Origin of the sequence: Microcella sp., from assembly GCF_040286215.1 — a bacterium.
GTDB lineage: Bacteria > Actinomycetota > Actinomycetes > Actinomycetales > Microbacteriaceae > Microcella.
This window is the reverse complement of record NZ_JAVKCK010000002.1, coordinates 40139-53275: the sequence shown is the minus strand read 5'-3', so window position 1 is coordinate 53275 and position 13137 is coordinate 40139. Positions and strand designations below refer to the sequence as shown.

The 13137-nt window shown below is 67.2% G+C and carries 11 protein-coding genes; 7 read left to right on the top strand and 4 right to left on the bottom strand.

Annotated elements, in window-relative coordinates; all coding sequences use genetic code 11:
• Positions 1 to 100 precede the first annotated feature (100 nt).
• The gene (locus RJQ01_RS00305) at positions 101 to 538 is read right to left on the bottom strand and encodes a VOC family protein (protein WP_350474699.1); all 438 of its coding nucleotides are present in this window, start codon (positions 536 to 538) and stop codon (positions 101 to 103) included.
• A gap of 189 nt (positions 539 to 727) precedes the next feature.
• On the opposite strand from RJQ01_RS00305, the gene RJQ01_RS00300 reads away from it, so the two are divergent.
• The 7 genes from RJQ01_RS00300 to RJQ01_RS00270 all read left to right on the top strand — a co-directional run bounded on the left by RJQ01_RS00300 (position 728) and on the right by RJQ01_RS00270 (position 10160).
• Complete coding sequence (locus tag RJQ01_RS00300; RefSeq protein WP_350474698.1) at positions 728 to 2212, top strand: sugar ABC transporter ATP-binding protein; 1485 nt, start codon at positions 728 to 730, stop codon at positions 2210 to 2212.
• A complete protein-coding gene (locus RJQ01_RS00295; protein WP_350474697.1) occupies positions 2205 to 3248 on the top strand; it encodes an ABC transporter permease in 1044 nt (347 codons plus the stop codon). The genes RJQ01_RS00300 and RJQ01_RS00295 overlap by 8 nt, the downstream gene beginning before the upstream one ends.
• Positions 3249 to 3349: 101 nt before the next feature.
• On the top strand, positions 3350 to 4432 hold the full coding sequence (locus RJQ01_RS00290) for a sugar ABC transporter substrate-binding protein (protein ID WP_350474696.1): 1083 nt from the start codon (positions 3350 to 3352) through the stop codon (positions 4430 to 4432).
• Positions 4433 to 4566: 134 nt separating this feature from the next.
• Entirely contained in the window at positions 4567 to 5343 is a 777-nt protein-coding gene (locus tag RJQ01_RS00285) for an SDR family NAD(P)-dependent oxidoreductase (protein ID WP_350474695.1), read from the top strand.
• Between the two features lie 41 nt (positions 5344 to 5384).
• Positions 5385 to 7175 carry a D-apionate lactonase family protein gene (locus tag RJQ01_RS00280; protein ID WP_350474694.1) on the top strand — a complete coding sequence of 597 codons (1791 nt, stop codon included), beginning with the start codon at positions 5385 to 5387 and terminating at the stop codon, positions 7173 to 7175.
• A gap of 237 nt (positions 7176 to 7412) precedes the next feature.
• Positions 7413 to 8132 (top strand): alpha/beta hydrolase, encoded by a 720-nt coding sequence (locus RJQ01_RS00275; protein WP_350474693.1) that lies wholly within the window; start codon positions 7413 to 7415, stop codon positions 8130 to 8132.
• Between the two features lie 114 nt (positions 8133 to 8246).
• Positions 8247 to 10160 (top strand): heavy metal translocating P-type ATPase, encoded by a 1914-nt coding sequence (locus RJQ01_RS00270; RefSeq protein WP_350474692.1) that lies wholly within the window; start codon positions 8247 to 8249, stop codon positions 10158 to 10160.
• Positions 10161 to 10181: 21 nt separating this feature from the next.
• Here RJQ01_RS00270 and RJQ01_RS00265 read toward each other — a convergent pair whose 3' ends face one another.
• From RJQ01_RS00265 to RJQ01_RS00255, 3 genes are all read right to left on the bottom strand, one after another.
• Positions 10182 to 10604 carry an Hsp20/alpha crystallin family protein gene (locus RJQ01_RS00265; RefSeq protein WP_350474691.1) on the bottom strand — a complete coding sequence of 141 codons (423 nt, stop codon included), beginning with the start codon at positions 10602 to 10604 and terminating at the stop codon, positions 10182 to 10184.
• 167 nt (positions 10605 to 10771) lie between these two features.
• The gene (locus RJQ01_RS00260; RefSeq protein WP_350474690.1) at positions 10772 to 12229 is read right to left on the bottom strand and encodes an FAD-dependent oxidoreductase; all 1458 of its coding nucleotides are present in this window, start codon (positions 12227 to 12229) and stop codon (positions 10772 to 10774) included.
• Complete coding sequence (locus tag RJQ01_RS00255) at positions 12226 to 13137, bottom strand: FAD:protein FMN transferase (protein ID WP_350474689.1); 912 nt, start codon at positions 13135 to 13137, stop codon at positions 12226 to 12228. The genes RJQ01_RS00260 and RJQ01_RS00255 overlap by 4 nt, the downstream gene beginning before the upstream one ends.

Sequence of the window (13137 nt, the reverse complement as noted above, 5' to 3'; positions counted from 1 at the left end):
GCCGGCAGTCGTCTGCCGGCGGGTTCTTCGCTTAGTACCGAGGCCGTGAACTGCTCGCTCGCCTGTGAGTGCAGCGACTGTCGGCTCCTCTCAGGGGAGGTCAGCGACGGGGCGCACCTTCTGCGAGCTCAATCGGCACTCCATTGGGCTTTTCCGCCAAATAGAAGGTGCGCCGCCCGAGGCCCCCGGGAAAGATGCGCTCGGCGTCTTCGTCGAGTGCATCGATCACGGGCTCGAGCTCGTGCACTCGGAAGCACAGGTGATGCAGTCCCTCGCCCTTGTCGTCGAGGTGGTCCTGCAAGGGGCCTGGGCCGGTCGGCTCGACGAGTTGAACGTCGATCGTGGAGGTCGAGATGCCGACGAGCCGAACGTTGAGGTGCTCGAGCACCTCGTCGGAGGTGACGGCCAGCCCGAAGCGCTCCCGATAATTCTCCGCAGTCGCGGTGGCATCGCGAACGATGATCGCGACATGATCGACCCCGCATCCCTCGAGCGCGCGCGGCGCGGACTGTGGGGTGGTGCTTTCTACAGAACTCATTTCCTCTTCCTTCGAGTCTCCGGGAAAAATGTGTATTGGCTTACCGGTGGACCAATTGCTACGCTAGTGCTCAGAATCGCGCCTGACAACCCATCAGTGGGGAAGAAGAGTGGGGCGCACGGTCAGTCCACAACGACGTGATAGAGGTGCTGTATGTCGCAAAACTCGACGGTATTGGCCGTTCGGGACATGTCGAAGTCGTACGAGAGCATTCGTGCGCTCGACGGCGCGACCATCGAGGTCCATGCCGGTGAAGTCACGGCTCTTGTCGGCCAGAACGGCGCAGGGAAGTCGACCTTGATGAAGATTCTGGCTGGGTCGGAGCACCCCGACGCGGGGGTCATCGAAATCGACGGCAAGCCCGTGACCCTGCACGATGCGCGGGCGGCTGCCGAGCTCGGAATCGGCATCGTGTACCAGGAGCTGACCGTCTATCCCGACCTGGATGTGCTCTCGAACCTCTTCCTCCAGCGCGAATCGGTGAAGTGGGGACTCGTCGATCGGCGCCCCATGGAGCGCAGGGCTCAAGTGGTGCTCGACGAGCTCGGGCTGCACGTGCCGCTTGACGCGCTCGTGTCGACTCTGACTCTCGGGCAGCGCCAGACGATCGAGATCGCGCGCGCACTGCTGCAGGATTCTCGAATCCTCATTCTCGATGAGCCGAACTCGGCTCTCAACGCCGAGGAGACTGAGCGCCTGCTGACGATCGTGAGCGAGCTCGCAGAGCGCGGAGTCGCGGTGATCTACATCTCCCACCGGCTCGAAGAGGTGTTCCGCATCGCTCATCGCGTGATCGTCATGGGTGACGGTGTCGTACGCAGCGAGCGCCTCATCTCGGAGACGACGATCAAGCAGGTCGTGCTGGAGATGACGGGTAAGGAGCAAGGAGAGGTGACTCTCAGCCCGCGCCGCCCACAGCCCGACCCGACTCGAAATCTCGAGTTCATCGACGTGTCAGTGCCCGACGAGTTGAACGATGTCTCGTTCACCGCCGAGCCGGGAGAGATCGTGGGACTCGTCGGCCTGGAGGGTTCGGGTCTCATGAGTGTCTACGATGTCGTCTTCGGACTCACGAAGCCCTCGACCGGTCGTTTTCGCCTCGGCGGTGAGGAGCGAGCGGGGTGGCACTCGATCGGGGCCGCCGTGCGGGCCGGCATCGCCCGCGTTCCCTCCGATCGCCGCAAGCTCGGCGCCATGCTCTCCCAGACCATCTGGGAGAACGTGTCGCTCATCAGCGGCGCTGTGGATCGCGCCAAGAGCACACCCCTCATGCGTGAATCGTTGTTGCGTCGACGGGCCGCCGAGCGCGCGACCGCGGTCGGCGTGAAGGCGGATTCTGTCGACACAGAGGTGCATCAGCTCTCGGGTGGAAATCAGCAGAAGGTCGTGCTCGCCAAGTGGCTCGAGGGCTCGCCGCACCTCATCCTGCTCGATGACCCGACCCGGGGAGTCGACATCGGCGCCAAGGACGAGATCTATCGACTGCTGGATCAGTTCGCGCGTCAGGGGCGCATCGTGCTCTTCAGCTCGAGCGAACTGCTGGAGTACGAGCTCGTGTGCGACCGGGTGATCGTGTTCTACAAGGGAAGCATCGTCATGGAGCTCGGTGAGGGCCAAATATCTGAAGCCCACCTGCTCGAAGCAATCAATACAGGAGGTCAGAAGAATGAGTAGCCCCACCCAGCAGCAGAGTCCCCAGGTGAGCGGTACGGGAGCAGGCAAGGTCGGCGAGGTGCGCGCTCGTGCGCCCAAGAGGCCGCTCTATCGCAGGGTGTTCGGCGCGAGCGAATTCGGCATCATCGCGACATTCCTCTTTCTCATCGCCGTGATCAGCGTGTTCAACCCGTCGTTCTTCCGCCTCAATGCGCTCACCAATATTGGCGAGCAGGCGGCCTTCTACGGGATCATCGCACTCGGCATGGTCTTCCTCTTGTCCATGAGGGAGATCGACCTGTCGGTCGGTTCTCTCTACGGGCTGTCCGTGGTCGTGGCCGCCGTCTCCATCCGAGCGGGGCTCGACCCCTGGCTGGCCGCGATCGTCTGCATTCTCGTCGGCATTGCAGGGGGCGCGCTCAACGGGATTCTGAGCAACCTGCTGCGCATTCCCAGCATCATCATCACGCTCGGTACCCTGTCGGTGTTCAAGGGCCTGACTCTCGTGATCTCGGGCAGCCAGACGGTCTCGGGTATGCCGCGGGAGCACCCGTTCTTCACCATCCTGGGAGCGGACTTCCTCGAGATTCCGATGATCATCTGGGCGTTCGCTCTGTTGACCGCGATCATGGCGATCGTCTATAAGCGCACGCGGTTCGGATTCATTGTGCGCGCGATCGGGTCGAACCCCGATGCTGCCCGCCTGACAGGCATCTCGCTGGAGAAGACGCGTCTGTTCGCGCTCATGCTCATCGGCGGGCTCGCGGGAGTATGCGGTGTCTTCACGCTCGCGTTCTTCGAGTCTGCCGACCCGGGCCTCGGCGGAGGGTTCGAGATTCTCGTGATCGCAGCCGCGATCATCGGTGGCACGACTCTCGCCGGTGGTGTCGGCAGCGTGGTGGGCGCCGCATTCGGAGCGCTCACCATCGGCGCGATCCGCAGCGGGCTCGTGCAGTTCGGCATCACCTCAGAGTGGACGCAATTCGCTACGGGCGTGGTCATCATCGGCGCTGTGGCGCTCGATACCTTCATCCGCATTCGCAACAAGCGTTCCTAGCCGGGACCGCGAAACAGGGGTTGACACCGCATCACGCGGCCCCTAATCTGAAATTGGTCGACCGGTCGACCATACTCATGCCCAACGAAGGGAATGCACACATGATTCATGCACAGCGTCGCGGCCGAGCAGCACTCGCTCTGGTCGCGGCATCATCTCTTGCAGTACTCGCTGGCTGCGCCACGGACGGCGATGGCGCCGATCCCGGTGACGGCACCGACCCCGTGAACGTCGCGATCGTCGTGCACTACTCGGGCCCCGCTCCCGAGGACAACAAGCGAGGCGGCCTGGCCGCAGGCGAGCAGCTGGGCGCCAACGTTCAAACGGCTTCTCCGCAGAACTTCGACGCTACCGAGCAGATCCAGCTCTTCAATGACGCCCTGGTCGCCGGGGCTGAGGGGATCGCGGTCGTGCCGTACCCGGAGGATGTCTGGCAGAAGACGATCAACGACACGATCGACGATGGAGTGCTCGTTGCCGGCTTCAACGTCGACGCGCTCACGACCAACATCCCGCTCTACGTCGGGGTCAACGAAAACGACTTCGGTCAGGCTCTGGGAGAGGTTACCCTCGAGCTGCTCGGTGGACCGGACGCTGAGGGTGAGATCGTCGTCGGCTCCTGCGCTCCCGGCGTCGGCGTTCTCGAGCGTCGCGTCGAGGGTGTTCAGGACTACATGGCCGCGAACGCCCCCGGCATTGAGGTGCTGGGTCAGTTCTCGACCGCAGGCGACCCCACGGCGAGCTTCGCTGCGTGGCAGGACCTCCGTACGAAGTACCCCGCCGCTGTGGCGCTTGTCGGCGTCTGCGCCGGTGATGGACCGAGCATCGCGCGCGTCCAGGCCAACGAGGGCGCAGGATCGTTCGTCGGAGTCACCTCCGACACCGGTCCCGACATCTACGAGGCGTTCCGTGAGGGAACGATCCAGGCGGCCGTCAGCCAGTCGCCGTGGCTACAGGGCTACCTGCCCGTGCGTGCCATCATCGAGTCGCTTCAGAACGACGCTCCCCTGCCCGAGGGCTGGATCGACTCCGGCATCTACACCTGGACCGCGGACAACTTCGAGGAGGACGCGGCCTGCAACGTGGACACCGCGGCTCAGTCGGCGTGCTACATCCCAGTCGGGGACTCGATTTTCGATGACCTCGACAATTACATTCGCCCCATGACGGATGTTCTCGAGTAACTAGGTACGACAGTCGACGCACTGCGTCGAACGCTGCGAGCCTTGGACCGGTTAAAACCTATCGGGACAAGGCTCGCAGCCGTCGATTCGAAGCGACGTGCGTGCACAGACGACGAGCGAGAAGGTGGATTCAGATGGCAGAGACGCGATCGGGCAGGCTTCAGGGCAAGCGGGCGCTGGTAACGGGAGCAGGTTCCGGAATCGGGCGCGCCACGGCGTTGAGGTTCGCGGAGGAAGGCGCTTTCGTAGCCCTCCTTGATGTGAATTCAACGAGCATCGAGGATGCGCGTCACTCCTTTCCTGACCCGGACAAGGCCTTGGCCCTCGAGGCGGACATCACCGATGAGGCGGCCATGGCCGCTGTTGTCGACACGGTGGTTTCCGCATGGGGCGGTCTCGATATCGCCATCGTCAATGCGGGCGTGCAGGACTTCGCCTCTGACGGCCCTGCCCACGAGCTCTCCATGGAGACGTGGCACCGCACGATCAACATCAACTTGACCGGTTCCTTCATCACGGCTCGCGCGTGCGTCTCCGCGATGCTTGCGACGGGTGGCGGAAGCATCGTTTTCACCCTGTCTCCGACGGGCAGCTACGGCATGGCCAAGGGCTTCGATGCGTATAGCGCGAGCAAGGGAGGCGTTGGCGCCTTGATGAGAGTGATGGCCAATGACTACGCCGAGCACGGCATCAGGGTCAACGGTGTCATGCCAGGTTTCACGGATACGCCGCTTGTCGCTGACATGACGAGCCAACCTGCCTCTACCGAGGCGTTCTTGGCCGGCAATCCCATCAAGCGGCCCGGGCGCGCATCCGAAGTGGCGAGCGCCATGGTCTTCCTGGCGAGTGATGAATCGAGCTACTCTGCCGGATCGGTCCTCGTGGTCGATGGTGGGCTCACCGCGGTCTGAGCGACGGCGACATGCGCGAGCACAGAGTAAGGAGAGACGAAATGACCGAGTCATTGACGCTGACCGCAGGTGACCTGACGATGGAATGGGACGGCTTCGCCCTGAGGCGGATTCGTCGCGGTGACGCCGAGCTCGTGCGTCGTGTCACGGTCGCTGTCCGAAATCTGGACTGGGCCACGATCGCCCCCTCGATCGAGGGGCTGCACGTGGAGAGCGAGGCAGACTCGTTCTCCATCACCTTCACAGCGACGCACGAGCTCGAATCGACGCGCTTCACCTGGCGTGGAACAGTCACGGGCACGAACGACGGCTCGCTCAGCTACGACATGAGGGGCGGGGCGCCCGACAGTTTCGAGTACAACAGGATCGGGCTCGTCGTCTCGCTCCCTGCTGATCACGCGGGCTACCCATATCGCGCCTCGTGGGAGGGGGCGGAATCTTCAGCAGGCTCCCTGCCGTCTCTCGTGGCGCCTCAGCTGTGGATCGACGGAACGGTGTACGGCGCGATCACCCATTTCGATGCTTTCGAGGTGAGTGCTGCGACGGGCGACACCTACCGCTTGTCGTTCGAGGGCGAGGAATTCGAGCTGGAAGACCAGCGCAATTGGGCGGATGGTTCCTTCAAGATCTACTCGACACCACTCCAGCTGGGTTGGCCCCATACCGCCGAGCCCGGCCAAGAGTTTCATCAACGGGTCACCGTGAACGTGACATCGCCCGGCCGCGATGCGTCTGACGCGCGACCTGCAGAGGCCGCGGCACGCGCTGAACGCCGTGGGTGGAGGGCCGGGGAGGACTTCGAGATGCCCGCCATCGGTGTTCGAGCCGGCGGGCTTGAGGGTGATCGGCCCTCCGAGGCGCAGTTCAGCCCGCAGTATGTGCGGGTCGACGTCGATTGCACGGCGTCGCCTTTCCACGCACCCGCGCTGCCGCAGGTGGCCGAGGGTCGTGGTGTGGAACTCGCCATGGTCGTGGATGCTCAGTCGCTCGCGCACTGCGAGAGCGTCATCTCGCAACTGCAGGCAGAGACCGCCCTCGCCCGGATTATCGTCATCGTCGACGGTCTCGACATTCCGAGCCGCGACCTCATCGAGAGCATCGCCGGGATGGCCTCGGGTGTGCCTGTGTTCGCCTCTACCAGGGGCAACTTCGCCGAGCTCAATCGCCGCGCCCCCGACCTGGGGGCGGGTGCCGGCGTCGCGATACCGTTCACTCCCACCTTCCACGACGTGGACGAGCAGTCGATTCTCGAGGGCCTGGAGGCTCTCAGCGCCGTCGTTCACTCGGGGCGCGACATCTCGTCCGGCAGGGTGTCGATCGGCGCGTTGAGTCTTCGTCCGTACTCCCACCTCCTCGCGCGCGAATGGAGCGTCGAGGATCAGACCGACGACCGCATTGATTCGCTCTTCGCCGCGGCGTGGTTCGTCGCCGCTGTCGCGCGACTCGGGGAGGCGGGAGCAGAGTCGGTCACGGCCTTCTCTGTGACGGGACCGCACGGACTGTGGGGTGAGGACGGCGAGGCCCGACGCATCGCGGCTGTGCACGGCACTCTCTCGTCCCTCGCAGGTAGACGCGCGGTGCGCATCTCGACGGCGTCTGCGCCTGTCGACGGAATCGAGGTGGCCACCGAAGAAGGATCGGTAGTCGTTCTCGTGAATCTCAGCCCCAGCGCCGTCGAGGTGCCCTGGGAGCGAGGAGAATTCGCGGAATGGCGCCTCAGCTCGACGCCGCGCGGCCCCGGGGGGATGGTGGACGGCGATGGAAGCGTCGTCGTCGCCGATCGCTTGCTGCTCGAGCCGTGGGAGACCATCGTGCTGCGCGAACGCGGCTGACGGTCCAGGGGCACTGCACCGATGCCCAGGGCTGCTCTCGACTCCGAGCTCGCAGCGGCGCTAGCCTCCCGCCGGCCCGTGCCCTTCACGACGGGGATTACTCCCGACAGCCTCGCGGCTGTTCGAGCCCGGCACCTCGCGATTCAACCGAGCATCCATCAGACGGTGGCGGCTCGGGCGGTGCGCTCGAGTCTCTCGACGACCTCCTCAGGACGCCGAGTGAGGGTTCTGAGACCGATGTCGAACCCGACCGCGACGATCGTGTTCCTGCACGGAGGAGGCCTCATACTCGGCAATCAGGACACGGGCATCGGGGAAGCGATCGACTGGGTGGAGAAGCTCGCCGTCGTGGTCGTGTCGATCGACTACCGGCTCGCGCCAGGTGCGCGGTACGCAGAGATCGTGGACGACTGCCTGGAAGGACTCGTCTGGACGGCGCAGCACGCCCGGGATTGGGGAGCGCAGCGCAAGCCGCTCGTGCTCGCCGGGATGAGCGCAGGCGGCGGCCTTGCCGTGGCGACGGCGATCCGAGCCCTCGAGGTGGGCGCGCCTCCGGTTGCTGGCCAGCTCCTGCTGTCTCCCATGCTCGACGATAGAACCGATGCCACCGTGCAGCCGCACGGTGGCGAGCTGCCGATCTGGGATGGCATCAGCAACGAGACGGGGTGGTCGGCCGCACTCGGCGCGCGCCGTCGTGTCAAGCGCGAGGTGACGCCCGCGCGCGCAACCGATCTGGAGGGGCTGCCGTCGACCTACCTCGAGGTCGGCTCTGTCGATCTCTTCCTGCGGGAGGATCTGCTGTTTGCGCAGCGACTCATCGACTCAGGCGTCTCGGTGGAGTGCCACGTGTGGCCAGGGGCTATGCACGGCTTCTCGACGATAGCTCCCGACGCTCGACTCTCTCGCCGAGCGCGGGAAGCGCGGCGGACGTGGCTGGAGCATCTCGTGTCGCGCTGATGCCGCGAGGACGCAGGGCGACGAGAGTGCCGGTCTGCTGTATTCCGGCGCGATACGGTGAGGCAAGCCTCGGCTTGCTGGCGCCGGGCCCTTCCGGGGAGTAGACCTGTCACCATGAGCAGAATTCTCGTGGCGGCGCGGCGCTACCCGCTCGTGGGGCTCGCGGTGCTCGTCGGCGCCGCGGGGCTCGCGCTGCTCGCCGCCGATCTTGAGCCTGTCGCTCGCTGGGGAGTGTCGGTCTTCGCGCTCGCAGTCGCCCTCAAGGAGGGCATCGGCATGGTGCGCAGCCTGCTCTCCGGCCAGTTCGGTCTCGACGTGCTCGCGATCATGGCGATCGTGAGCACCGTCGCCGTGGGCGAGTACTGGGCGAGCCTCGTGATCGTCATCATGCTCGCGGGTGGCGAAGCGCTCGAAGATGTCGCGGCGGGCCGTGCCCAGCGCGAGCTGCGGTCACTGCTGGGAAAGGTGCCGCAGCAGGCCCATCGACTGTCCGCCGAGGGCGATGTCGCGGATGTCGCGGTCGACGAGGTCTCGCCGGGTGATCGGTTGCTCGTGCGCCCCTCCGAGGTCGTTCCCGTCGACGGAGAGCTCGAGAGTGCCGCCGCGACCTTCGACGAGTCTTCCCTGACGGGGGAGAGCATGCCCGTCGAGCGGCAGCGCGGCGACGCGGTGCTCAGCGGCTCGCTCGCCGGCGCCGACGCGGTCGAGATCGTCGCCACGGCACGCGCCGCGGACAGTCAGTACCAGCGCATCGTGGCGCTCGTGCAGGAGGCCTCCCAGTCGCGCGCCCCCATCGTGCGCCTTGCCGACCGCTACGCCCTGCCCTTCACGGTCGTGTCGCTCGTCATCGCCGGCGTCGCTTGGGCGCTCAGCGGGGACCCCGTGCGCTTCGCCGAAGTGCTCGTCGTGGCGACGCCGTGCCCCCTGCTCATCGCTGCGCCGGTCGCGTTCATGGGCGGCATGTCGAGTGCGGCGAAGCACGGCATCGTCGTCAAGAACGCGGCCGCACTCGAGCGGCTCGCGCGAACACGCACGGTCGCCTTAGACAAGACGGGCACGCTCACGCAGGGGCATCCGCAGGTCGTCGCGGTGCACCCGGCGGGTGGTCTCGGTGAGGATGACCTGCTGCGGCTCGTCGGCTCGGCCGAGCTGTATTCCTCGCACGTGCTCGCCGCGGCGCTCGTCGAGGCCGAGACCGACCGCGGCCTCGCCCTCGGCAGCTCGGAGGATGCGCGCGAGGTGGCCACGCACGGTGTCGCGGCGACGGTCGACGGCCGCGTCGTCGTCGTGGGCAAGCCGGCCTTCGTGGCCGAGCATGCCTCCGACGTGGAGAGGCGGCAGTTGGCGAGCGGCGAATCCGCCGTCTACGTCGCGGTCGACGGGAGCTTCGCCGGCATCGTCGTGCTGCGCGACGAAGTGCGTGCGGATGCCGCGGCGACGCTGCGCGTGCTGGGCGAGCTGGGCATCCAGCGCACCCTCATGGTGACCGGCGACGTCGAGGCGACCGCGCGACCCATCGCCGCCGGGCTCGGCATTGACGAACTGCACGCGGAGTGCCTGCCGGAGGACAAGGTGCGCATCGTGCGCGACCTGCAGCCGCGGCCCGTCGTGATGGTGGGCGACGGCGTCAATGACGCTCCCGTGCTCGCGGTGTCGGATGTGGGCATCGCGATGGGTGCGCGCGGTTCGACCGCTGCCTCCGAGTCGGCCGACGTCGTCATCATGCTCGACGATGTCGCCCGCGTGGCGCGAGCCGTGAGCATCGGGCAGCGAACGGTGCGCGTCGCCCTGCAGAGCATCTGGATGGGCATCATCATCTCCGTCGCGCTCATGCTTATCGCCGCGGTAGGACTACTGCCGGCGATTGCTGGTGCGGCGCTGCAGGAGGTTGTGGACCTCGTGGCGATCCTCGGCGCCCTTCGCGCCGTGCGCGCGGGGGAGGCGAGGCTGCCGGGGCTCGATCGTGCCGGGCGCACGAGAACGGGCCCCGCATCCGACGATGCGAGGTCCGCGACTGTGGGCGCCTGAGCCGGCGGCCACGAGTCGTCGTTACGCAGAGACCTTCTTGCGGTCGCCCGCCGTGGCCACCGAGATCTTGCGCGGCTTGGCCTTCTCGGCCACGGGGATCATGACGCTCAGAACGCCGTTCTCGTAGTGGGCCGAGATGTTCTCGGTGTCGATGTCTTTGCCGAGCGTGAGCTGGCGCAGGTAGCTGCCGGTGCCGCGCTCGCGGGCGAGCCACTGCACGCCCTCCTCGGTGCGGGCCGAGCGCTCGGCGCGGATGGTGAGCAACTGACCGTCCACGTCCACGTCGACCGAGCCGGGGTCGACGCCCGGCAGGTCAGCGGTGAGCACGTAGTGGTCGCCGTCACGGAAAAGGTCCATGGGCATGAGACGCGGGCTCTGGCGCTGGTCGAGCAGGCTCGAGGCAACGCGGTCGAGCTCGCGGAACGGGTCGAAGAACATCGTCATCGCGGTACTCCTTGTCACGTCGCCCGCCGGGTGGCGGGAGGGTGGTCAAAACCTGAGTCGGGGTGACTCAAGTACTGCGATATTAGCACTCGGCAGGGGAGAGTGCCAAGTGTTCGCGCACGGCGAAAACCCTGGTGAGAGCCGCTTCTCACCGGGAGGAGGGGCGTTCAGTAGCCGACGAAGTAGTCGGTCTGCACGCGCCTCGCGCCCGCGGCGCGCAAGGCCGCGCGGCCGGCGGAGACCACCGCCGGGGCCCCCGAGACGAATCCTCGTCGAGAGGCGAGATCGGGCACGAGCTCGAGCAGGGCATCCCGCGTCAGTCTCTCGAGCGGCACCTCCACCACGCGCGCGCCCGACGCCTCGAGAACGTCTCGGTACAGCACCTCGCCGGGGTTCGACGGCACCACGAGCACGACAACGTCGCGCTTCTCACCACGGGCCGCGAGATCGGCGAGCTGGCTCGCGAAGGGCGTCACGCCGATCCCGCCGGCGAGCATCACGAGCGGGATGCCCGCGTCGCGAGGCAGCAGGAAGTCGCCGGCGACGAGTGTCGTCGCCACGCGGGCACCCGGCTCGAGCTCGCGCAGCGCCCGCTTGAGAGTGGAACCCGGCTCGGGCATCCGCATGCCGAGGCGCACGACCGGATCGCTCGGTGCCGACGCGATCGTGAAGCTGCGACGCATGCCGCGCTGGTCCGCCGCGTGCGGCACGTGCAGCTCGAGGTACTGGCCCGCCTCGAAGCGCAGCTGTCGCGAGGGCTCGAAACGCAGCTCCGTCGCGTGCGGCGAGAGCGGCGCCGACCCCACGAGCCGCAGAGTCACGCCGGGGCGCCGCGAGACGGCGAACGCCACGATGTTGCCCACCACGAGAGCGAGCTCGGGGGAGGTGTAGAGCGGACCGAGGCTGAACGGCACCGAGAACACGACGGCGACGACCGCCGCGGTGAGCCACTGCTGCCAGCGCCGGGGCGGCAGGGTGAGCGGCTCGGTGAGCATGAACCCAGCGAGGAAGACGATCGGGAACAGCAGCAGCACCGAGCTGTAGGCGTCGAACGGTGCCGCGCCCGTCAGGGTGATGCGAGTGCCGATGATGACGACCGTGAGCACGATCGCGATGAGCCCCACGTCGAGTCGGCGGGTGCGGTCGAGCAGCAGGAGCGCACCGAGCGCGACGACAGGCAGCATCGCGGGCGTCGCGATCCACCACGCACCGATCGTCAGCCCCGCGAGGCCCGCGACGAGCACGCCTGTCGCCGCGGGGTTGAGGATGTGCCGGCCTCGCCAGACGATCAGGTACTTCGAGAGGGCGGCGAAGATGCCCGCCGCCGCGGCTCCGACAAGCGCCATGGTGGCCAGGCTCGGCGGCACAAGGCACACGACGATGAGTGCGGTGATGACGCTCGATTCGCGGTGCGGCACGACGCGGGCGAGCCGAGCGGCGACCTCGTTCGCACCGAGGGTGGCCACGAGAACCACGCCCGCCGTGCCGAGGATCGCATAGGGGTCGGGACCGATGACGTCGAGGAAGGCGAGCACGAGCCCGAGCGTGAGCACTGCGACGAGGCTCAGCGTCGCCAATCGGTACATGCTCACGCGGCCGGTGACGGCGTCGATGGTCGCTCTCATGCGAACAGCTCTCCTGACAGGTCGGGGCTGCCCTCCAGGCGGCCGTCGTCGAACAATCGAACCCACTGGAAGGCGAAGCGCTCGGCGAGGCGCGCCGGTTCGGTGAGAAACAGCGCCGTCGCGAGACCGTCGGCGAGCAAAGCCGTCTCCGCGATCGCCCACGCCGCGATGACGCCGCCGACCGGTCGGCCCGTCGTGGCGTCGACGATGTGGTGCAGGCCGTCGCCCCACGCGCGCCGGTTCGTCGCCGACCCGCACAGGGCCTCGCCGCGCACCTCGACGACGCCGACCGCCTTCGCGGGGTTCGCGGGATTCTCGAGGGCGACGCGGATGCCGCGCCCACCCCATGCGCGCAGGTCGCCGCTCGCATCCACGATCGTCTCGATCGCACCGCGGGCCCGCAGCAGCTCTCCCACGAGGTCCACAAGATAGCCCTTGCCGGCCGCACCCACATCGAGCAGTACGGGGGCGGGGCACTCGAGCTCGAGCCCGGCAGCGGTCTCTCGCAGGCTCAGCGCATCCCCCCAGCGCGGCGCGGCGCGCGGGACTCCGCGCGGTTCGAGCCGATAGGCGGCGTCGTAGCCGAGCTGCTCGAGCGCGGCGCCGGCGAGCGGGCTGAGACGGCCGTCGGTGGGATCGTGAAGCTCGCGGTAGAGGTCGAGCAGGGGCGCAGCATCCTCGGGCAAAGGCCAGGTGCCCGCCTCGCGCGCCATCCGGCTCACGAGCGAGTCGTCGCGGAACCGCGACCAGTCCCGGTCGAACTGGTCGATGCGCGCGTGCACCGCCGCGAGGTCGTCGGCGCGAAGCTCGGCGCCGGCGTCAGCGTCGAGACCGCCTTCCACGGCGCCCCCACCATCCACGATGATGTGCCACGGCACGCCGATCGCGTCGAAGCGGCTCGCCGCCAC